This window comes from Streptomyces kurssanovii (assembly GCF_040677245.1).
Taxonomy (GTDB): domain Bacteria; phylum Actinomycetota; class Actinomycetes; order Streptomycetales; family Streptomycetaceae; genus Streptomyces; species Streptomyces kurssanovii.
This window is the reverse complement of the sequence record NZ_JBFAQK010000053.1, coordinates 31,076-51,000: the sequence shown is the minus strand read 5'-3', so window position 1 is coordinate 51,000 and position 19,925 is coordinate 31,076. Positions and strand designations below refer to the sequence as shown.

Genomic DNA, 19,925 nt, shown 5'->3' with positions numbered 1-19,925 from the left:
TCTTTTTCAACATCTACCCCCCCCCCTCTCTCCTGGGCGGGGGCGCCGGGGGGGGGGGGGGGGGGGGGGGCCCCCCCCCCCGGTTACGGGAAAGGGCGGGGTGGGGAAACGCCCCGCGCAGCGGCCACCCGCCCCGCCCCCACCGTCACAGACGGGACAGCTCCTCCACGAGGTCGTCCAGCCCCAGCGACCCCTGCGAGAGCGCAGCCATGTGCCACGCCTTCGCGTCGAACGCCTCCCCGTGCGCCCGGCGCGCGTTCTCGCGGCCCAGCAGCCAGGCGCGTTCGCCGAGCTTGTAGCCGATCGCCTGGGCCGGCATCGACAGGTACCGCGTGAGTTCGCTCTCCACGAAGTCCGCCGGCCGTCCGCTGTGCATGCCGAAGAACTCCTGCGCCAGCTCCGGCGTCCAGCGCTCGCCCGGGTGGAACGGCGAGTCCGCCGGGATCTTCAGCTCGAGGTGCATGCCGATGTCGACGATGACCCGGCACGCCCGCATCATCTGGGCGTCCAGGTAGCCGAGGCGGCGTTCCGCGTCCTTGAGGAAGCCCAGTTCGTCCATGAGGCGTTCCGCGTACAGCGCCCAGCCCTCGGCGTTGGCGCTCACCTGTCCGACGGAGGACTGGTAGCGGGAGAGCCGGTCGGCGACGTGGGCCCACTGGGCGAGCTGGAGGTGGTGACCGGGGACGCCCTCGTGGTACCAGGTCGACACCAGGTCGTAGACGGGGAACCGGGTCGCTCCCATGGTGGGCAGCCAGGTCTGGCCCGGTCGCGAGAAGTCCTCCGACGGTGCCGTGTAGTACGGCGCGGCGGCTCCTCCGGGCGGTGCGATACGGGACTCCACTCTCCGTACCCGCTCGGCGAGTTCGAAGTGGGTGCCGTCGAGCGCCTCGATCGCCTCGTCCATCAGCTGCTGGAGCCAGACGCGCACCTCCTCCTCGCCCTCGATGTGCTCGCCGTGCACGTCGAGGTGGGCCAGCGCCTCCCAGGGGCCCGCGCCGGGAAGGATCTTCTCCGCTTCCTTCTTCATCTCGCCGAGCAGCCGGTGGTATTCGGACCAGCCGTACGCGTAGGCCTCGTCGAGGTCGAGGTCGGTGCCGTTGAAGTAGCGGGACCAGCGGGCGTATCGCTCGCGCCCGACGGTGTCCGGGGCGTCCGCCACGGCGGGGGCGTACACGTCGCGCATCCAGTCACGCAGTTCCGCCACGGACCGGGTCGCGGCGCCGGCCGCGACGTCCAGTTCGAGGCGGAGCGAGGCGGGGCCGGCGGACGCGAACTCCTCGAACCAGCCGCGGCCGGCGGCGCCGCCGCTCCATTCAGTCAGCTGCTCGATGAAGGTGGCCGTGGCCCGGGGGCCGCCGTAGAGCTTCTTCTCGAGGCCGAGGGCGAGGGACTCCCGGTAGCCCTCCAGCGCCCGGGGGACGGCGCGAAGTCGCTCGGCGATCGCCGCCCAGTCCTCTTCGGTCTCCGCCGGAGTGACGGTGAACGTCTCGCGGACCGTGTGGGCGGGGGAGTGGATGTTACTGACGGCGCGCAGGCTCTCCTGCGCGTCGTGGACGGCGAGTTCGGCGGTGAGGCGCTCGCGCAGCAGCCGGCCGCAGCGGCGCTCGACGTCGCTGTCGGCGCCCGGCAGCTTCTCCGCGTCGTCGAGCCGGGCCAGGGTCTCGCGGGCGAGGCGGGCGAGCGCTTCGGTCCCCGCGGGCGAGAAGTCGGGGAGGAGCCCGGAACTTTCCTTGATTCCCAGGTACGTACCGAGGGCCGGATCGAGTTCGATGAGTGCGTCGACGTAGGCGTCGGCGACCTGACGGGGCAGCGGGCTGCTGGAGATGTCTGGCATGGGGCCCATCCTCGTACGAACACGTGCCGCTCGTCACCACCATCGGGTCCCGGGCGCCTGACATCCGGCTCGAAGTGGATCATCCGCCGGTGGGGGCCGCCGGGGGCAGCAGCGGCCCGCACTCCCACTGCTGGAAGATCAAGCGGGTCTCGACCCTGGCCACCTCGCGCTGCGAGGTGAACTCGTCGATCACCAGGCGCTGAAGGTCCGCCATGTCGGTCACCGCGACGTGGACGAGGTAGTCGTCGGGGCCGGTGAGATGGAACAGCGCCAGCGACTCGGGCAGCGCGCGGATACGTTCGACGAACGGGCCGATCAGTTCGCGCCGGTGCGGCCGTACCTGGACCGACAGCAGCGCCTGCAGCCCCCGGCCGAGCCGTGCCGGGTCGAGGGCGAGGCGGTGGCCGAGGATGACGCCGGAGCGGCGCAGTCTGGTGACCCGGTCCAGACAGGTCGAGGCGGCCACGCCGATCTCCGCCGCGAGGTCCCGGTAGGTGGTCCGGGCGTCGTTCTGAAGCAGGCGGAGAATCTGGAGATCGATCGGGTCCAGTGCGACGGAATCAGCCATTTGCCGAACGTAGCACGGAGGTGATCCGCTACCTCCCGGTAACTGTTCACAGTGCGGCCATGGAGAACGCAGCCTCGGCCGCGCCCGTGACCCGGGCCCTGGCCACCGATGCCGTGCACGCAGGACGCGAGGATCTCGCGGAGCTCGGCGTGCACGCCCCGCCGATCGACCTGTCGACCACCTACCCGTCGTACGACGCAGCCGGCGAGGCCGCGCGGATCGACGCGTTCGCCACGACCGGGGCCCGGCCGGAGGGACCGCCCGTCTACGCGCGGCTGGACAACCCCACCACGGCCCGGTTCGAGACGGCGCTCGCCAAGCTCGAGGGCACGGAGAGCGCCGTCGCGTTCGCCAGCGGCATGGCGGCCCTGACCGCCGTGCTGCTGGTGAGGGCGAGCATGGGCCTGCGCCACGTCGTCGCCGTCCGGCCGTTGTACGGCTGCAGCGACCATCTGCTGAACGCCGGACTCCTCGGCACCGAGGTCACCTGGACCGACCCGGCCGGTATCGCCGACGCCCTGCGGCCCGACACCGGACTGGTCATGGTCGAGACCCCGGCCAATCCGACGCTCGCCGAGGTGGATCTGCGGGCCGTACGGCACGCCTGCGGTTCGGTGCCGCTGCTCGTCGACAACACCTTCGCCACCCCCGTGCTCCAGCGCCCCGCGGAAGAGGGCGCCCGCCTGGTCCTGCACAGCGCCACCAAGTACCTCGGCGGCCACGGCGACGTGATGGGCGGTGTGGTCGCCTGCGACGAGGAGTTCGCCTGCAAGCTGCGCCAGGTCCGCTTCGCGACCGGCGGCGTGCTGCACCCGATGGCCGGATACCTGCTGCTGCGCGGGCTGTCGACGCTGCCGGTGCGGGTGCGGGCCGCGTCCACCACGGCCGCGGACCTCGCCCGAAGGCTCGCCACCGACCCGCGGGTCGCCCGGGTCCACTACCCGAGCATCGGCGGGGCGATGGTCTCCTTCGAGGTGTACGGGGACCCGCACGACGTGATCGCCGGGGTACGGCTGATCACGCCGGCGGTGAGCCTCGGCAGCGTCGACACCCTGATCCAGCACCCGGCTTCCATCAGCCACCGGATCGTCGATGTGAACGACCGGCGCTCGGCCGGCGTCAGCGACCGGCTGCTGAGGATGTCGGTCGGGCTCGAGGACGTCGAGGACCTGTGGCGGGACCTGACGGAGGCGCTCAGCGCTCGCCCTGCCCGGTCCGTTCCGTCCGTTCGTGACGGGAGCGCGGACGGCCTGGAGCCGCATCCGGTCGGGCGGTGACCACGAGGGTCCCCTCCTCGATCTGGTAGTCGAGCGGCAGTCCGAGGCCGCGCATGGCGGCGACCATCGCGGTGTTCGACGACCGGGTGACGGCGTACACGCTGTCGCAGCCGGCGTCGACCGCCATGCCGACCAGACGCTCCAGCAGTTGCGAGCCGATGCCGCGGCGCTGCCAGTCGTCCTCGACGAGCAGCGCCACCTCGGTCTCGTCGCCGTCCCACAGCAGGTGGCCGAGGGCGACGAGCCGGCCGGAGGCCGTCTCCACCGCCAGCGTCCGGCCGAAACGCGGGCTCAGCAGGTGGTTGAGGTAGCGGTCCGCGTCCCGGACCGGGCCGTGGTACCGCATCTCGAGCGTCCGGGCGGAGCACCGCTCGTGCATGGCGAGAGCGGCGTCCACATCGTCCTGGTCGGCGCGGCGCACGGAGATCTCGTTGCCCTCGGGGAGGGTGAGGATGTCCTGGCTGCGGGGGATGCGGGGACCGAGGCGCGCGTCGAGCTCGACGAGGGCACGGGCGCGGGCGAACTCGGTGGGAGTGAAGGGCAGATAGGCGCGTTCGACGGTGATCGCGCCGCCGTTCGGGTCACGCAGATGCATCACCGTCTCCTCCAGGACGCCCTCGACCGGGGGCATCTCGCCGGTGGGGCGGCCCGTGGGCGAGACGGCAGGGCGGGACCGGATGGTGCAGCGGCCGAGCAACTGCCTCAGCGCCAGAGGCAGTTCGGCGGCGTCCAGGGCGGTACGGGTGGCGAGGCCGAGCACCCGGGTGGGCGTGTCGACGAGGTCGTGCGCGTCGGCGCGCTCCGTCCAGGTGCCGCTGCCGCCGGCCGCGGCGATCTCGCGGGTGAGCTGCGGTGCCTGAAGGGATACGGGCGCCCGCAGCAGGAACTCGTCGACCGTCCCGTCGGCCAGCGGGTGGGTCTGCAGCGTCAGGATGTCGACGTCGAGCCCGGCCAGGGCGTTGCACAGGGCGGCGAGGCTGCCGGGGGTGTCCTGGACGGTGGTGCGCATCCGCCACAGGGCGGTCTCGAGGGGGCCCTGCTCCCCGGCGGTCTCCTGGGACGCGGCGGGGGCCTCGGCGGCCGCCGCGTCCGGAGGCGGCGCATGACTGTGGCGCCGTGCCCACCATGTGTGGAACGTGGCCGTCGCGGCCAGCGTCACCGCCGAGGCGATGAGCAGGAACGGCCCGTCGGGAGTGTGCCCGATCAGTTTGGCGATGGTGTCGGCGACCGCGACGGCGGTGAACATGGCGGCCAGTTCGACGAGGTCCCGCCGCCAGTGGTGCGGACGGCGGGCGCTCTTCGCTGAAGTCACATCTGTCATGGCTTCACTGTGACCGACCGGTGTTGCGTGATCACGAACGCTTTGTGACTGATGGGTTAAGCGCCGATCTGGAGCGCTATCGGCCGGTTTTGGCCGATTCTGGCGTGCAGTGTTCGCTTCCATGGTTCAACACGTACAGGTTTCGGTCCCGGCGCGTGCCCGCCGGACCCGGGCCGGACCCCCTCACTGGCCGACACGCCCAGGCTGAAGTGTCTTGGTGAAGAGAGCAGTTCCGCCCTCCGCGCGCAGCCGCACCGTCAGCTCGCCGCTGTCGCCGTCGATGTCGACCTCCCCGAAGTACTGCGGAGACTCCATCGGTGAAGCGTTCGCCCGCTGCGGCGCCCGCACGAAGACCCGGTCGGGACCGAACGTCCCGTCCAGCGCGTTCGCCGGAAATCCGCCGGCGGCCAGCGGCCCGGAGACGAACTCCCAGAACGGCGCGAAATCCTTGAAGGCGCCGCGCTCGGGCGCGTAGTGCTGGGCCGATGTGTAGTGCACATCGGCGGTCAACCACACGGTGCCCGTGATCCGGCGGTGCTTGATGTGGCGCAGCAGTTCGGCGATCTGCAGCTCACGCCCCAGCGGCGCGCCCGGGTCGCCCTGCGCCACGGCCTCGAAATTCGCGGAGCCGTCCGGCACCACGAGTCCGAGCGGCATGTCCGCGGCGATCACCTTCCACACCGCGTTCGACCGGTCCAGTTCCCGCTTCAGCCACGCGAGCTGTCCGGCGCCGAGGATGCCCTCGCCCTCGTCCGCCTGCCGGTTCGGCGAGTTGGCGTCGCGGTAGGTGCGCATGTCGAGCACGAACACGTCCAGCAGCGGACCGTGGTGGACCACCCGGTGGACGCGGCCCTCGCCGCCCTGCCCGGTGGCGGAGAGCGTGCTGACGGGGAAGTACTCGGCGAACGCCCGCATCGAACGCCGCGCGAGGACGTCCACGTCCTTCTCGGTGTACCGGGCGTCGTCGAGGACCTGTCCCGGGTACCAGTTGTTGCGTACCTCGTGGTCGTCCCACTGCACGATCGTCGGCACCTGGGCGTTGAACCGGCGGACGTTCTCGTCGAGCAGGTTGTACCGGAAGTTGCCCCGGTACTCGTCGAGCGTCTCGGCGACCTTCGACTTCTCCTCCGTGACCACGTTGCGCCACACCCGCCCGTCGGGCAGCGTCACGCTCGGCACGAGGGGGCCGTCCGCGTACACGGTGTCCCCGCTGCACAGGAAGAAGTCCGGGTCCAGGCGCCGCATCTCCTCGTACGCCCGGTAGCCGCCGATGTCGGGGTTGATGCCCCAGCCCTGCCCGGCGATGTCGCCCGACCACAGGAACCGCACGCCGCGCCGCCGGTTCGCCGGCGCGGTACGGAACGTCCCGTACACCGCCTCGCCGGTACGCCGGTGGTCGTCCGGGTCGGCGAGCGTGACCCGGTAGTGCACCTGCTCGCCGGCGGGCAGGCCGCGCAACGCCGTCGTCCCCGTGAAGTCCGTGCCCGGGCCGAGCAGCGGTCCGTGCCACCTGCGGGCCCGCCGGAACGACCCGGTCGCGGACGTCTCCACGATCATCCGCGCCGGCCGGTCGGAACGCACCCACACCAGCCCGGAGGTGGCCGTGACGTCACCGGTCTGCACACCCCAGGCCGCACGCGGCCGTCCGGACAGCGCCAACGCCGGAGCCGCGCCCACGGCGGGCAGCGCCAGCGCCGCGGAGGCGCCCACCGTGCCGCGCAGGACGGAACGGCGGGCGGGGGGAGAACTCTGCGGGGTCTGTGACATTGCTGCGCCTCCAGGCGGTTCGGCCGGTGTGCCGAGCCATGCCTAGCGGCAGGCCGAGTCCGTTGTGCGAACGCCGGGTGAACGGCGTGCCGCGCTTCTTCGGGGGGTCGTGGCCGTCACGACGGGGCAGGAACAACGGCATGGAGCCTCGGAAACAGATGTCGGCGGGTTCGGGCGCGTCCCGGGTCGCCCTCGGAACGCTCGTCATCCTCTTGGTGCTCACGCCCGGAGGTGACATCCGCCTGTGGTGGGTCTACTTCCTGATCGCCGCGGGCGCGGGGGTGCTCGCGTACGCCGGACTGCGTATGGCGCTCCGCCGCCGGCAGCCCTGACGCGAAGCGTCGCCGCCGCGTCCGCCCCGTCAGGCCGCCGCGCCGCGCGCCCGGCCTGATCCGAACGAGGGACGCTAGCCCTCGCTTGCCGCGGCGGGCTCGGGCTCGAAGTCCCAGGAACCGCGCTTGAACAGGGGCCGGAAGTCGGGGTGGTCCTCCCAGTGGCGGGCGAGGCCCACAAGCTGGTCCCAGTTGTGCGCCAGCGTCTGGTCGATGACGCGCCGCAACTCCACGTCAGCCGTGGCGCGTTGCTCGCAGATCCCCTTCACGGCCGCCGCACTCGCGACGGCACCGCGCAGCGCACGCAGGGCACGGGAGGTGTCGTCCGTTCCGAAGCCGTGGTCACTGCCGTTCTCCGGATCGAAGAGGGGGCGGAGCCGGTCCTCGAGGAACGAGGTGATCTCCGAGAAGTGCTGCTGATCCATCACGGCTCCGTTTCCGTCCCACTGCCGTCGGGCGAGCGGGGTCGTTCTCTCGTCGCCCGCGCAAGCCGCCTCTGTCTCGTGCGGCCGCCGGGGGCAAGGTCATTCTCCATGCCGCGGGGAGCGCCTGGCCCACCGCCGGCCGCCGCACCGGTCGCCGAGGGGGCCTGCCGCGCGGTGCGGGACCGGGTACGGCGTGCCCGTGGCCGGTGCCGTCGGGCGGACTCAGGCGCTGCCGTCGAGCAGCACCCGCGCCACCATCGCCGGGTCGTCGCTCATCGGGACGTGCCCGCAGCCGGGCAGCCTGACGAGGCGCGCGCGGGGGATCACGTACTTGGCGCGCACGCCCTGGCGCCGCAGCAGCAGCCGGTCCTTGGTGCCCCATCCGATAGTGACGGGAACGTCGCGGATGTCGTCGCGGAACAGCACACCGCCGCCGGCCGCGAGCGTCTCGTGGAAGCCGGTGGCCCCGCGCAGGGCCCGCGTCTCCGCGACCGCGGCCTCGGGCGAACGGCGGCCCGGCCGCGCGTAGATGGTGCTCACCAGCGCCGTACGCCCCACCGTCGACCGGGACAGCCGCTCGATCACCGGCAGCGGCAGGGACCGTGCACCCACCCGCATGGCCCGCAGAGTGGTGAAGGCGTAACGCCGCTCCGCCTCCGACCAGAAACCGGCCGGGGAGAGCGCGGTCACCGAGCGGACCAGCTTCCCGCGGCCCAACTCGAGGGCGAGCAGCCCTCCGAGGGAATTGCCGGCCACGTGGGGCCGCTCGACACCGAGAGCCCGGCAGAACGCGCCGAGCACCGTCGAGACCGTCGCCAGGTCGTAGGGGACGCCGTCCGGCAGCGCGGGCGAGGCGCCGAAGCCCGGCAGGTCGACCGCGATCACGTCGCGGTCGGCCGCGAGTATCCCCATCACCGGCTCCCAGGCCTGCCAGTGGTGGCCGATGCCATGGAGCAGCAGCAGCGGCTCGCCGGTGCCCCTGCGCTCGTAGGTGACGGACAGCGTGCGGCTGCCCCGGGCGGTCTCGACGGAGAACGAGATCTCTGCGGCCATGACTGCACGCTCCCTGCGTTGGGATAGACAGACTGTCAGTAACAATTACCGCTCGGTAGCTTGGAGTTCAAGGGGCGGTCGCCGGGTGAGCCGTCCCTGCCGTGGCTGGGACGCGCCGCTCCCTCGCCCGCCGCGCGCCGGTGCAGCGCGCGCCGCACCGGAACCTGCTGGACAGCCGGCCCGGCGTCGGATGGGATTGACGGGTGGCAACAGACACCGTGACCGATCTCTTCGAAGAACACCGGCCCGTGCTGACCGGCGTCGCCTACCGCATGCTCGGCCGGATCGCCGACGCGGAGGACGTGGTGCAGGAGGCCTGGCTGCGCTGGTCGGCCGACCGGCGCGACGACGTGAAGGAGCCCCGCGGCTACCTCGTACGGATCACCACCCGCCTCGCGATCGACCGGCTGCGGCACGTCAAGTCCCGCCGTGAGTCGTACGTCGGGCCATGGCTGCCCGAGCCCATCGTCACCGACTTCGGCCCCTCGGTCCCCGACACGGCGGAACGGGCGGTGCTCGCCGAATCCGTGTCGCTCGCCGTGCTCGTGGTCCTCGAGTCCCTCTCGCCCCTGGAGCGGGCGGTGTTCGTGCTCCGCGAGGCGTTCGGGTTCCCCTACGCCGAGATCGCCACCACGCTCGAGAAGTCGGAGGCGGCCGTCCGCCAACTCGCCGGGCGCGCGCGCAAGCACGTGGAGGAGCGCAAGCACCGGTACGACGTGGATCCGGCCGAATGCCGTGATCTCACGGAGCGGTTCCTGTCCGCCGCCACGGGCGGTGATCTGGAGGGGCTGCTCTCCATCCTCGCCCCGGACGTCCGGCTGGTCGGCGACAGCGGCGGCAAGACCAAGGCGCCTCTGCGCGTCATGCAGAGCGCGGACAAGGTCGGACGCTTCCTCGTCGCGATCTCGCAGCAGCCGGTTCCGGACGCCGAGGTCCGCTTCGTCGAGGCCAACGGCGCACCGGCGATCCTCATCCTGTCCGGGGGCAAGCCGGACAGTGTCCTGCAGATGGAGGTACTGGACGGACGCATCCAATGCGTCTACATCGTCCGGAACCCTGACAAACTCGTCGCCTTCGCAGGACCCGACAGGGACTGAGGAGCCTTCTTCGCACGTCGGACCCCGTGGCCGTTATCCGGTCGCGGGGTCTTGTGCTGCCCGGCGGCACTCAGTACGAAGGGCGCGTGAACGCTGTGCGAATCCGGCCCGCTGCGCAGCGTGACTACGCAGGATTGGTCTTGACCAAGTGGGAGGCCCGTCCTATGGTCGCAGGGATAGTGCAGGAACCTTTAATAAACAAGGGCGCGGAAAAGCCGCCGCTGACACGGCGATTGCGGAGGATCAGGGTGGGGACCACGCAGTTGGAACCGGTGCAGGAGCCCAAGTACTGGCACCTGAAGACCGTGCTTGCCGAAGCACTCGACACCGACTTCACCGTCGGCGAGATCCTGCCGAACGAACGCGACCTCGCCGCCCGATTCGGCGTCGCCCGCGCCACCCTCAGGCAGGCGCTCGAGCAGCTCGAGCTCGAAGGCCGCCTCCAGCGCCGCCGCGGCGTCGGCACGACCGTCGCCCCGCCGCGCGTGGGCGTCGACGTGACCACCTCGCGCCAGGACTGGCCCGGCACCGGACACGACGCCTGGCAGGCGGCCGAGTGCACCGTGGCCGTGCCGTCGGCGGCCGTCGCCCGGCTGCTCGACACCGAGGCGGACGAAGAGGTGCACACCGTGCGCCGGCTGAGGGTGAACCACGGCCAGCCCGTCGCCGCCGAACTGCTCTATGTGCCGTCCTCGTCGGTGCCCGACCTCCCTGCCATCGAGGCGCCCTCCGGCCCCGCCCTCGCCCGCAGCGTCCTGCGCGAACTCCAGCGCCTCGACCTCGAGGGCCAGGACCGCGCCGTCGAACTCGGCTCCGCGGGCGCCGTCGACGCCAGGGAACTGGACCGGCTGCCCGGCGCGCCCGTCCTCGTCGTCACCACCCGGTACTTCTCCGAGGGGCGCACCGCCGCGGTGTCCGTCGCGACATACCGCGCCGACACCTGCCGCCTCACCTTCGGCGACACCGGGGACGTCGAGATAAGCCACGACGGTCAGCAGCGCCGCGCCTCCTGACCCACCGGAACCACTCCACCCCGCCCCGCCGCAACAGTCGGCGGCGGGCGTGGGCGGGCAGCGTCCCGCGCATCACGCACGTGCCCCGGGTCCACCCCGGGGTGCCGCCTCACTCAGCGGCGGGCCGTCACCGTGCCCTCGACGGCGAAGAGCTGCTCCTCCACGTGGTCCAGCGCCAGCCGCAGCGCGCCTGTCGCCACCGCCGCCTCGCCCAGCATGGACAGCGCCACCCGCGGCGGCCGGAGGCAGTACCGCGCCAGCTCGTCGCGCAGCGGAGGCAGCACCCCGTCCAGGCCGGCGGCCCAGCCACCGATCACGACCAGTTCCGGATCGAGAGCCAGCACCAGTGCCGCCACATCGTGCACCAGGCGCTTGTTGAACCGCTCGACGGCCGCCAGCGCGCCCTCGTCGCCGCTCTTGGCCAGGGCGAAGACGTCCGCCACGGCCTGCTCGTCCAGCGGGTGCAGCGGCTCCCCGGTCGTCGACAGCAGCTTCTCGGGCGTCTCGTCGCGGCCCAGCAGGTGCAGCGCGCCGATCTCGCCCGCCGCCCCGCCGTAGCCGCGGTGCAGCCGCCCGCCGATGAGTGATCCCGCGCCGGGGCTGAGACCGGCGAGCACGAAGACGATGTCGTCGGAGTCCGTCGCCGCGCCTTTCCAGTGTTCGGCCACCGCCGCGGCGTTGGCGTCGTTCTCCACCAGCACCGGGCACCGGAACGACCTGCGCAGCCGTTCGCCCAGCGGAAGGCCCGTCCAGCCGGGCAGCGCCGTGGAGAGACGTACGGTCCCGTCCGCCTCCACGATCCCCGGTGAGCCGACGCCCACCGCACGCAGACCGCTCCGTGCCACACCGGTCCGCCGCAGCAGGTCGGCGACGACCGCCCGCACCCGCTCCAGCCTGTCGTCGGCGCCGGCCCGCTCGGAGACGTCACGTGAACCGGCCCCGATGATGCGCCCGTCGAGCCCCGACAGCAGCGCGGCCACCCGGTGCGCCCCGATCTCGATGCCCAGCAGATGCCCGGCCTCCGCCCGGAACCTGAACCGTCGCGCGGGCCGCCCCTGCTTGCGCGCCTCACCCTCCTCGGGAACGAACTCGACGACCAGCCCCGTCTCGATCAGCCCTTCCACCACACCCTCGACCGTCGGCCGCGACAGTCCGGTGATCCTGGTCAGGTCGGTGAGTGTGGGGGCGTCGGCGCCCCGCAGGGAATGAAGTACCACCGCGGAGTTGATGCGCCGCAGCAACGACGGGTCCCCGCCGGTCAGCCGCCCCACGTGTGTCCTCCCAGTTCGTGCCCCGTGTTGGCCGGATCGTACTCGCTGCCGGCGGGCGTCGCGCCACGGGCCGGGCCCCCGGGGTCCGGTGCGGCGGCTGACGGTGTGCCAACTGTCGGTGCCTACCGGTTCAATGGACTCATGACCACGGCACAGCACCTCGCTGCGATCGACCTGCTGCGCGGCCGGGCGTTCCCGGCGCAGCGCGGCAGGTCGGAGTTCGGCGACAGCGGGCCCGGCTACCACCTGGCGGAGCTGCGCACGCCGGCGGACGGGCTGGACGCGGCCGAGCGTACGGAGGGCAGGTCGCGCGAGCCGTACGAGGCGGAGTGCGAGGCGCTGGTGGGCGCGTTGAGCAGCCGTTGGGGGGAGGGCCAGTGGTTCGCTCTGTGGTCGGTGTTCATCGGGACGATCTGCGGGGAGGCGATCCCTCAGCCGTGGGGCGAGCTGAGCCACCGCGTCGAGGACCTGCACCTCTGGCGGGTCGAGGGCCACTGGATAGCCGTGGGCGTCTCACGCTCCGAGGGCGAGGACGAGCACCGGCTGATCGCCGTCGTCACCGACGTCGACCCGCCCTAGGGCGGCCTGCACAGGTCATGCCCGCATCGGGAGCGGGGCGAGGACGACGGCGGTTCAGCGGCCGACGGCGCAGGCGTCCCCGTTCAGTGTGAACCGAGGTGGCGGCGACGCGTCGCCGGTGTGGCTTGCGAGGTAGCCAAGGGTGATGCTCGCACCCGGGGCGATGGCGGCGTTGTGTGAGGCGTCGGTCGCCGTGATCGTGTTGCTTCCCTGGGCCAGGTCGGTGTTCCAGTCGGAGACGACTTTCTGCCCGAGGGCCAGCGGGAACTCGAGCGTCCAGCCGCTCACCGCCGTGCCGCCGGTGTTCGTGACGGTGAGGTCGACCGTCGTTCCGGTGCCCCAGGTCTTCACGGTGCGGTCCACGCGGCAGGTGGGTTCCTCCCGCTGGAACGAGACGCGGTGCAGGCCGCCGGGCAGGTCGTTGACCACGTAGAACTCTCCGTCGGCGGTCGTGCCGATCGACGTCACCTGGGTCGGCATCTCCCCGATCTCGGCCTGCTCGTGGCCGCCCCTGCCGTCGGGGCGCAGGGCCCAGACCGTGGACGAGCAGTAGTCGGTGGCGATGTAGGTGCCGCCGACCAGGTCCGCGTACTGCCGGCCCCGGTAGACGTGGCCGCCGATGACCGAGCAGCCGCCGGTGTAGGGGGAGTAGGTGAAGACCGGCTCGGTGTACGTCTCGCCTGGCGCGCAGTGGCCGCCGTCGAACCTCTCCAGGCCCTCGTAGCAGGACCAGCCGAGGTTCAGCCCTCCCTGCCCGGAGGGGATGTGGTCGACCTCCTCCCATCGGCCCTGGCCGACGTCGCCGATCCACATCGAGCCGTCGGCGCTGTCGAAGGAGAACCGCCACGGGTTGCGCAGCCCGTACAGCCAGATCTCCTCGCGGGCCCCGGGGGTGCCCACGAAGGGGTTGTCGTCGGGGACACAGTAGGGGAGCGGGCCGCAGGCGCGGCTCACGTCGACGCGAAGGACCTTGCCGAGCAGGGTGTCCAGCCGCTGCCCGGCGCGGAGGGGGTCCGCGGAGCCGCCGCCGTCGCCGATGCTCCAGTACAGGTTGTCGTCGGGGCCGAACGCGAGCTGTCCGCCGTTGTGGTTGCTGTACTCGGCGTGATCCTGGGAGAGCAGGACCTCCAGGCGGGACTCGTCGAGCCGGTAGCGGGCGAGCGTGACCGCGCCGTCGGGCAGGGCCGTGTACGCCAGATACAGGTCCTGGCTGTCCGCGAAGTCGGGTGGGAGGGCGATGCCGAGCAGCCCGCGCTCGTTGCCGGATTCGTCGATGGCCGCGGTGATGTCGAGGAGCGGGGTCCGGGCCAGGCCGGTGTCCGGGTGGTAGACGCGGACGGTGCCGGGCTTCTCGGTGATGAACAGCCTGCCCGTGCCGTCGTCGGGAGCGGCGAGGGCGGTGGGCCGTCGCAGCCCGGAGGCCACCTGGGTGGTGGTCGTGCTGAGCGCCGGCAGGGGGACGGGCGCGGTGTCCGTCGCCCCGGCCGTCCTGGGCGTGGCGGTGTCCGCCGGCGTGGAGGGAGCCGCCGCGAAGGACGGGGGCGTGGCGGCGGGCAGCAGCGTGAGGGCGGTCAGCAGGAGGGCGAGCAGAAGGGACCCTGCCCAGCGGCGTCTTGGCATGTCGGCTCCAGTGGCGAGCGTGCTTGTTCCGGTCGGTGGGCAGGTCGCCGTGCGGCGGCGGTCCCCGGCTCCGGGAGCGCCGCGGTACGTGGGGGCGGTAGGGTCCCGCCGGACCGCACGGCGTCCGGCGGGACGGCTCGATGAGCGGCAGGTCAGCGGAAGTTCACGTCACTGCACAGGAAGTAGGTCTGGTCCATGTGCGAGGCCTGCCAGACCGTGTAGACGACATGGCGACCGCTGTAGCCGGACGTACTGACGGGGATCGAGTAGTTCTGGCTGGGGGCGTACTTGCTGGTGCGTGCGACGAGCTGGAGGTCGCTCCAGCGCAGCGGCTGGGTGGTGGGGTCGAAGCCCTGCCGCGTGACGTAGACCAGGAAGTAGTCCGCGCCATGGCTGGCCTGGTCGTACAGCTTGACGGTGAAGTTCGAGCCGACGTCCGTGGTCTTCCACGCGCCCACGGTGTCCAGTGAGTTGTAGCGACCGCTCTCGGCCCGGCCGCCGCTGCACAGCTGCCCGTCCGGGACGACCGCCTGGAAGTTTCCGGCGGAGCCGTTGCGGTAGAGGCCGTTCCAGTTCCACATGGCGTTCGGATCGGCCTGCCAGGCCTGCCAGCACATGGGGTCCTCCTGCGCCATGGCCGGATTCTGGAAGTCGCTGCCCCAGCGCAGCCAGCAGCCGTAGTTGCGCGACGCCGGGTCGACGACCGATCCGTGGGCCACGGCGGTGCCGCTCCAGGGGATCAGACTGAGCAGCGCCGCGACGAGGGCCGTCAGGGCGAGCGTCAGACGGCGTCGAATGTAGTGTTCATGACAATCCATGATCGCCTTCTTTCCGTGGGGGAATGCCGGATTCTTGGGGGTTCCGACGGTGAGGGCGCTCCCGCGGCATCGTGGGAGCGCTCCCACACGTGACAGGCTGCGCCTCGTCAAGCGGAGCGGCAACGTCTGATTGCGCCACTCTCGCGCCGCGTGGCGCGAAAGTGGCGCTCGCGGGGCGGTGTTGTGCCCGGTGCCCGGCCGCAGGGCCGGTACCGGGCCGGGCGCCGCCCGACTGCGGCCGGGCCCCGGCACGGCCCGGTCTGCGGCTGGGCCCCTGCACCAGCCGGTCTCGGCACCGCGCGGTCTGCACCCGGGCGCCCGGCCCGTCCGTCCCGGCCGGACGCCCTGGCCACGCGTCGCCGTGTCCATCGCCCTGCAGCGCCGGGCCCCGTGTGGGGAGCCTGGCTGCAGGCTGGGCGGTGCGGAGACCGGGCAGTGCAGGGTCCGTGCCGCAGCACCGGGTCGTGCGGACGCCCGGCTGCAGAGCGGGCGGTGCCGGGGCCCGCCGTAGACCGGGCGGTGCCGGAACCGGCCGTAGACCGGGCGGTGCCGGAACCGGCCGTAGACCGGGCGGTGCCAGAACCGGCCGTAGACCGGCGGTCCGGGCCCGGCTGCAGCGCCGAGCCGTGTTGGCGCCCGGCCGCAGCGGCGGGTCGGGGCTTTCAGGGTGAAGACGGCCCCCGGGGCCGGCCGGCGGCCTTCCGGAGCTCGGCGAACTCCTCGGCCATGGTCTGCGCCGTCCAATGGGCGTTGAGCCCGCTGGGGTTGGGCAGCACCCACACCCGCGCGCCGCCGATCGTCCGTTCCTGCGGACCGATCCGGGCGGCCCGCTCGCCGAACGCCGTGCGGTACGCGGTCACGCCCACCACGGCCAGCCACCGCGGCTCCAGCCGCTCCACCTTCGCGGCCAGCAGCCGGCCGCCCTCGCGGAACTCCTCGTCGCTCACCTCGTCGGCCCGTGCGGTCGTGCGTGCCACGACGTTGGTGATGCCGAGCCCGTAGTCGAGGAGTTCACGCTGCTCCGACGGCAGCAGCCGTCGGGGCGTGAACCCCGACAGGTGCAGCACCGGCCAGAACCGGTTGCCGGGGCGGGCGAAGTGGTGTCCGGTGGCGCCGGACATCAGGCCCGGGTTGATGCCGCAGAAGAGCACGGAAAGGCCGTCCGCGACCACGTCTTCGACGACGCGGTCGCGGGCGGCCTCCAGCTCTGCCGGGGTGGGGCGGGTCAGAGGATCGCGCCCGGGGTGTAGGCGGCGGCCTCCGGGTGCTGCTTGGCGATCTCCTCGATCCGGGAGATCACGGCGGTCACCTGGTCGCCGGCGGCACCGGTGAACGACAGCTTGTCCGCCATCAGCTCGTCCAACTGCGCGCGGTCCAGCGGGATCCGCTCGTCGGCCGCGAGCTTGTCCAGCAGCTCGTTGCGCTCCGCGCCCTGCTCCCGCATGGCGAGCGCGGAGGCGACCGCGTTCTCCTTGATCGCCTCGTGCGCCACCTCGCGGCCGACACCGGCACGGACCGCGCCCATGAGGACCTTCGTGGTGGCGAGGAAGGGAAGGTAGCGGTCCAGCTCACGGGCGACGACAGCCGGGAACGCGCCGAACTCGTCGAGCACCGTCAGGAACGTCTCCAGCAGCCCGTCGAGGGCGAAGAACGCGTCGGGCAGCGCCACCCTGCGGACCACGGAGCAGGACACGTCGCCCTCGTTCCACTGGTCGCCGGCGAGCTCGCCGGTCATCGAGGCGTAACCCCGCAGGATGACCATCAGGCCGTTGACGCGCTCGCAGGAGCGGGTGTTCATCTTGTGCGGCATCGCGGACGAGCCGACCTGGCCCGGCTTGAAACCTTCGGTGACCAGCTCGTGGCCGGCCATCAGGCGGATGGTCTTGGCCACCGACGAAGGCGCCGCCGCCAGCTGCACCAGGGCGGACACGACGTCGTAGTCCAGCGAACGGGGGTAGACCTGGCCCACCGAGGTGAACGCGTGGCCGAAGCCCAGGTGGGCGGCGATGCGCTGCTCCAGCTCGGCCAGCTTCGCCGCGTCTCCGCCCAGCAGGTCGAGCATGTCCTGCGCGGTGCCGACGGGGCCCTTGATGCCGCGCAGCGGGTAGCGGCCCAGCAGGTCCTCGAGACGCCCGTAGGCGACGAGCAGCTCGTCGGCGGCCGTCGCGAACCGCTTGCCGAGCGTGGTGGCCTGGGCGGCGACATTGTGGGAGCGGCCGGCCATGACCAGCTCCGCGTACTCGCCGGAGAGCTTGCCCAGCCGCGCGAGCACCGCGACCGTACGGTCACGCATCAGCTCCAGCGAGAGCCGGACCTGCAGCTGCTCGACGTTCTCCGTGAGGTCACGGGAGGTCATGCCCTTGTGGACGTGCTCGTGGCCGGCGAGGGCGTTGAACTCCTCGATCCGGGCCTTCACGTCGTGGCGGGTCACCTTCTCGCGCTCGGCGATCGACGCCAGGTCGACCTGGTCGAGCACCCGCTCGTAGTCGGCCAGCGCGGCGTCCGGTACCTCGATCCCGAGGTCCTTCTGCGCGCGCAGCACGGCCAGCCAGAGCTGACGCTCCAGTTTCACCTTCTGCTCGGGGGACCAGAGCACGGCGAGCTGCGCGGAGGCGTAGCGGCCGGCAAGAACATTGGGGATGCGAGGCTTCGCAGACACAGCAGTCACGTGTGCAGATTCTACTGTGGGTTTGCGCAGCTCAGCGCCCCGCCCGTGGTTGTAGCTTGCTACGAGGGCGTCACGGGCCGGCCGACGGCGGCCGGTAGGGCTCGTAAGGCAGCAGGTCGGGCTCGTAAGGCAGCAGGTCGGGCCGCTTCGCGGGCCTGCCGTCGCCGGAGGACCGCCCGGTCAGCCGCCGTCCGATCCACGGCCCCAGGTGCCGGCGGGCGAACTGGGCGTCGGCGACCCGCCGCGCCGCCCAGCTCGACCGGAGCGCCGGCGGCAGCGGTGCCTGCCAGTCGTCCTCGGCCTCCAGGCCGAGCGTCTGCCAGACCGCTTCCGCGACCCGGCGGTGCCCCTCGGCCGTCAGATGCAGCCGGTCCACGTCCCACATCCGCTGATCGCCGAGGGCGGCGGAACCGTAGAGGTCGACGACGAGCGCGCCGTGCCGCGCCGCGAGCGCGTCGACATGGGCGAACAGCTCCTCCATCCGCGGGCGGAACCGCTCCATCACCGGGCCCTGGCGGCCGGGGCTGCGCATCAGCACCAGCTGCCCGCACGACGGCGCGAGCTTCTCCACGGCCTCCTCCAGGAGATCGCGCACCCGCACCATGTCGCACTTGGGCCGCAGGGTGTCGTTGAGCCCGCCGACGAGGGTGATCACATCGGCGTTCATCGAGGCGGCGACGTCGACCTGCTCGGCGACGATCTGTCCGATCAGCTTGCCGCGCACCGCGAGGTTCGCGTAGCGGAAGCCGGGGGTACGGGCCGCGAGCCGGCCCGCGAGGACGTCCGCCCAGCCGCGGTAGGAGCCGTCGGGAAGCAGATCCGACATGCCCTCGGTGAACGAGTCACCGACTGCGACAAAGCTGGTGTAGTTGGCACTGATCTCCATGGCGCAGCGATCCTACCGTGCGGTAGGGTCCGTCGGTTCCGTACCGGAGGGGAGCTTTCGTGAGTGAAGCGCTGCTCAACGCGCTGGCCGAATCGCTGGCCGAAGTGGTGACCCTGATCGACACCTGCGACGACGACGTGCTCGACCCGGACACCGCGGTGAAGTGGCTCGAATCCACCGCGTTCCTGCTGGACAGGCTTCCTCCCGCGGACCGCCGCGAACTCGCGGAACGCGTCCGCGCGGCGGCCGGACGCCACCCGGAGGGCGGCTGGCGCGACAGCCTGCTCCGGGTGCCCGACAGCTTCGGCCTCGACGACGACCAGCACGAGCGGTACTGCGAGTCCATCGCGCACGTCGTGGCCGAGTTCACGGCGGCGGTACGGGACGCGGACCCGGCGACGCCCGTCCCCACCTGCCCCGGCTGGACCCTGGCCGATCTGGTCACGCACCACGGCGCGACGCACCGCTGGGCGGAGCATGTCGTGCGGACCCGTGCCACCGAGCGCGTCCAGGCGCGCGAAGTGCCCCTCGACCTGCCGGACGAGCCGTCGGCGTATCCGCAGTGGATGGCCCGCGGCGCGGAGATCTCCCTGCGCACCCTGCGCACGGTGGACCCTGACCTGCCGATGTGGTCCTACGGCGCGGACCAGCGGGTCGCCTTCTACCCGCGGCGGCTGCTCTTCGAGGCGGTGATCCACTGCGCCGACGCGCAACTGGCCCTCGGGCAGGAACCCCGTGTCGAGCCGGGCACGGCGGCGGACGGCATCGCGGAGTTCCTCGAGAACCTGCCCTGCCGCACCTGGATCACGGAGCGGCTGTCGCCACTGCCCGGCGGCTCGGTCCGGCTGATCGCCCGGGACACCGGCGCGGCCTGGAGAATCAGGTTCGGCGCTGCGGGCTTCTCGTGGACCGCGACCTCTGAGGCGGCCGACGTCACGGTGACCGCCGACGTGGGGGACCTCCTGCTTCTCGTCTACGGCCGCCGTCGGCCGGACGAGGACCGTTTCACGGTCCGGGGCGGGGGCGCGGTGCTGGACGCGTGGCTGGGCTCCACGTCGATGTAGCCGCTGCGCGGGCGTTTCCCCACCCCGCCCCTTCCCGAACCGGGCTCCGCCCGGACCCGCCACCGCGCTCCGCGCGGTGTTTCGGGGGCTCCTCCCCCTACGCCTGGCGGCGTGGGGGGACCCCCACCGGACCCCCGCGCCTCAAACGCCGGCGGGGCTGAAGTGCTCCGCCGCCGGCCTGGCTGGATGCCGCGCAGCGGCATTCCAGCCCGCCCGGCGTTTGAGGGCACCGCGCGGAGCGCGGTACGCCGCCCGCAGGGCGGCACGGGGTCCGGGGCCTGCCCCGGTTCGGGAAGGGGCGGGTAGGGGAACAGCCCGCCGCAGGCGCGACC

18 protein-coding genes are annotated in these 19,925 nt (G+C 72.4%); 6 read left to right on the top strand and 12 right to left on the bottom strand.

The window, feature by feature from the left end; genetic code table 11:
* Window positions 1–145 precede the first annotated feature (145 nt).
* Window positions 146–1,834 carry a DUF885 domain-containing protein gene (locus tag AB0K36_RS27575; protein ID WP_364599520.1) on the bottom strand — a complete coding sequence of 563 codons (1,689 nt, stop codon included), beginning with the start codon at window positions 1,832–1,834 and terminating at the stop codon, window positions 146–148.
* A gap of 79 nt (window positions 1,835–1,913) precedes the next feature.
* On the bottom strand, window positions 1,914–2,402 hold the full coding sequence (locus tag AB0K36_RS27570; RefSeq protein ID WP_364599518.1) for an Lrp/AsnC family transcriptional regulator: 489 nt from the start codon (window positions 2,400–2,402) through the stop codon (window positions 1,914–1,916).
* A 59-nt stretch (window positions 2,403–2,461) separates the two neighbouring features.
* Here AB0K36_RS27570 and AB0K36_RS27565 point away from each other — a divergent pair, with 59 nt between their 5' ends.
* Window positions 2,462–3,679, top strand: coding sequence for a trans-sulfuration enzyme family protein (locus AB0K36_RS27565; protein ID WP_364599517.1), 1,218 nt, complete (start codon window positions 2,462–2,464; stop codon window positions 3,677–3,679).
* Here AB0K36_RS27565 and AB0K36_RS27560 read toward each other — a convergent pair.
* Together AB0K36_RS27560 and AB0K36_RS27555 are read right to left on the bottom strand one after the other, a co-directional pair.
* Window positions 3,597–5,000, bottom strand: coding sequence for a GNAT family N-acetyltransferase (locus AB0K36_RS27560; protein WP_364599515.1), 1,404 nt, complete (start codon window positions 4,998–5,000; stop codon window positions 3,597–3,599). The two genes, AB0K36_RS27565 and AB0K36_RS27560, sit on opposite strands and share 83 nt — an antisense overlap.
* Window positions 5,001–5,183: 183 nt before the next feature.
* The gene (locus AB0K36_RS27555; protein ID WP_364599513.1) at window positions 5,184–6,767 is read right to left on the bottom strand and encodes an alkaline phosphatase D family protein; all 1,584 of its coding nucleotides are present in this window, start codon (window positions 6,765–6,767) and stop codon (window positions 5,184–5,186) included.
* Window positions 6,768–6,907: 140 nt separating this feature from the next.
* Between AB0K36_RS27555 and AB0K36_RS27550 the strand changes: the two genes are divergently transcribed.
* Window positions 6,908–7,099: a hypothetical protein gene (locus tag AB0K36_RS27550; protein ID WP_364599511.1), complete on the top strand. Its 192-nt coding sequence runs from the start codon at window positions 6,908–6,910 to the stop codon at window positions 7,097–7,099.
* Window positions 7,100–7,173: 74 nt separating this feature from the next.
* Here the strand turns inward: AB0K36_RS27550 and AB0K36_RS27545 are convergent, their stop codons facing one another.
* Complete coding sequence (locus AB0K36_RS27545) at window positions 7,174–7,524, bottom strand: hypothetical protein (protein WP_364599510.1); 351 nt, start codon at window positions 7,522–7,524, stop codon at window positions 7,174–7,176.
* A 222-nt stretch (window positions 7,525–7,746) separates the two neighbouring features.
* The gene (locus AB0K36_RS27540) at window positions 7,747–8,577 is read right to left on the bottom strand and encodes an alpha/beta fold hydrolase (protein ID WP_364599508.1); all 831 of its coding nucleotides are present in this window, start codon (window positions 8,575–8,577) and stop codon (window positions 7,747–7,749) included.
* Between the two features lie 203 nt (window positions 8,578–8,780).
* Here AB0K36_RS27540 and AB0K36_RS27535 point away from each other — a divergent pair, with 203 nt between their 5' ends.
* Window positions 8,781–9,674, top strand: a complete 894-nt coding sequence (locus AB0K36_RS27535; RefSeq protein ID WP_364599506.1) for an RNA polymerase sigma-70 factor — start codon at window positions 8,781–8,783, stop codon at window positions 9,672–9,674.
* Between the two features lie 248 nt (window positions 9,675–9,922).
* Window positions 9,923–10,687, top strand: coding sequence for a GntR family transcriptional regulator (locus AB0K36_RS27530; protein ID WP_364599526.1), 765 nt, complete (start codon window positions 9,923–9,925; stop codon window positions 10,685–10,687).
* Between the two features lie 113 nt (window positions 10,688–10,800).
* On the opposite strand, the gene AB0K36_RS27525 is transcribed toward AB0K36_RS27530, so the two are convergent.
* The gene (locus tag AB0K36_RS27525) at window positions 10,801–11,958 is read right to left on the bottom strand and encodes an ROK family transcriptional regulator (RefSeq protein WP_189470017.1); all 1,158 of its coding nucleotides are present in this window, start codon (window positions 11,956–11,958) and stop codon (window positions 10,801–10,803) included.
* A gap of 141 nt (window positions 11,959–12,099) precedes the next feature.
* Here AB0K36_RS27525 and AB0K36_RS27520 point away from each other — a divergent pair, with 141 nt between their 5' ends.
* Entirely contained in the window at window positions 12,100–12,537 is a 438-nt protein-coding gene (locus AB0K36_RS27520) for a hypothetical protein (RefSeq protein WP_364599504.1), read from the top strand.
* Between the two features lie 54 nt (window positions 12,538–12,591).
* On the opposite strand, the gene AB0K36_RS27515 is transcribed toward AB0K36_RS27520, so the two are convergent.
* The 5 genes from AB0K36_RS27515 to AB0K36_RS27495 form a co-directional block, all read right to left on the bottom strand.
* Complete coding sequence (locus tag AB0K36_RS27515; RefSeq protein WP_364599502.1) at window positions 12,592–14,157, bottom strand: PQQ-dependent sugar dehydrogenase; 1,566 nt, start codon at window positions 14,155–14,157, stop codon at window positions 12,592–12,594.
* 152 nt (window positions 14,158–14,309) lie between these two features.
* Window positions 14,310–14,975: a lytic polysaccharide monooxygenase auxiliary activity family 9 protein gene (locus tag AB0K36_RS27510; RefSeq protein ID WP_364599500.1), complete on the bottom strand. Its 666-nt coding sequence runs from the start codon at window positions 14,973–14,975 to the stop codon at window positions 14,310–14,312.
* Between the two features lie 662 nt (window positions 14,976–15,637).
* Window positions 15,638–16,204, bottom strand: a complete 567-nt coding sequence (mug, locus tag AB0K36_RS27505; RefSeq protein ID WP_364599524.1) for a G/U mismatch-specific DNA glycosylase — start codon at window positions 16,202–16,204, stop codon at window positions 15,638–15,640.
* Window positions 16,201–17,643, bottom strand: a complete 1,443-nt coding sequence (gene purB / locus AB0K36_RS27500; RefSeq protein WP_364599498.1) for an adenylosuccinate lyase — start codon at window positions 17,641–17,643, stop codon at window positions 16,201–16,203. The genes mug and purB overlap by 4 nt, the downstream gene beginning before the upstream one ends.
* A gap of 70 nt (window positions 17,644–17,713) precedes the next feature.
* Complete coding sequence (locus tag AB0K36_RS27495) at window positions 17,714–18,529, bottom strand: SGNH/GDSL hydrolase family protein (protein WP_364599496.1); 816 nt, start codon at window positions 18,527–18,529, stop codon at window positions 17,714–17,716.
* Window positions 18,530–18,588: 59 nt separating this feature from the next.
* On the opposite strand from AB0K36_RS27495, the gene AB0K36_RS27490 reads away from it, so the two are divergent.
* Window positions 18,589–19,593: a maleylpyruvate isomerase family mycothiol-dependent enzyme gene (locus AB0K36_RS27490; RefSeq protein WP_364599494.1), complete on the top strand. Its 1,005-nt coding sequence runs from the start codon at window positions 18,589–18,591 to the stop codon at window positions 19,591–19,593.
* The last annotated feature ends 332 nt before the right edge of the window (window positions 19,594–19,925 follow it).

Bases quoted from the DNA above. Each gene is read 5' to 3' on its own strand.
- AB0K36_RS27575 (WP_364599520.1), bottom strand. From the start codon at position 1,834: ATGCCAGACATCTCCAGCAGCCCGCTGCCCCGTCAGGTCGCCGACGCC.
- AB0K36_RS27570 (WP_364599518.1), bottom strand. From the start codon at position 2,402: ATGGCTGATTCCGTCGCACTGGACCCGATCGATCTCCAGATTCTCCGC.
- AB0K36_RS27565 (WP_364599517.1), top strand. From the start codon at position 2,462: ATGGAGAACGCAGCCTCGGCCGCGCCCGTGACCCGGGCCCTGGCCACC.
- AB0K36_RS27560 (WP_364599515.1), bottom strand. From the start codon at position 5,000: ATGACAGATGTGACTTCAGCGAAGAGCGCCCGCCGTCCGCACCACTGG.
- AB0K36_RS27555 (WP_364599513.1), bottom strand. From the start codon at position 6,767: ATGTCACAGACCCCGCAGAGTTCTCCCCCCGCCCGCCGTTCCGTCCTG.
- AB0K36_RS27550 (WP_364599511.1), top strand. From the start codon at position 6,908: ATGGAGCCTCGGAAACAGATGTCGGCGGGTTCGGGCGCGTCCCGGGTC.
- AB0K36_RS27545 (WP_364599510.1), bottom strand. From the start codon at position 7,524: ATGGATCAGCAGCACTTCTCGGAGATCACCTCGTTCCTCGAGGACCGG.
- AB0K36_RS27540 (WP_364599508.1), bottom strand. From the start codon at position 8,577: ATGGCCGCAGAGATCTCGTTCTCCGTCGAGACCGCCCGGGGCAGCCGC.
- AB0K36_RS27520 (WP_364599504.1), top strand. From the start codon at position 12,100: ATGACCACGGCACAGCACCTCGCTGCGATCGACCTGCTGCGCGGCCGG.
- AB0K36_RS27515 (WP_364599502.1), bottom strand. From the start codon at position 14,157: ATGCCAAGACGCCGCTGGGCAGGGTCCCTTCTGCTCGCCCTCCTGCTG.
- AB0K36_RS27510 (WP_364599500.1), bottom strand. From the start codon at position 14,975: ATGGATTGTCATGAACACTACATTCGACGCCGTCTGACGCTCGCCCTG.
- AB0K36_RS27495 (WP_364599496.1), bottom strand. From the start codon at position 18,529: ATGGAGATCAGTGCCAACTACACCAGCTTTGTCGCAGTCGGTGACTCG.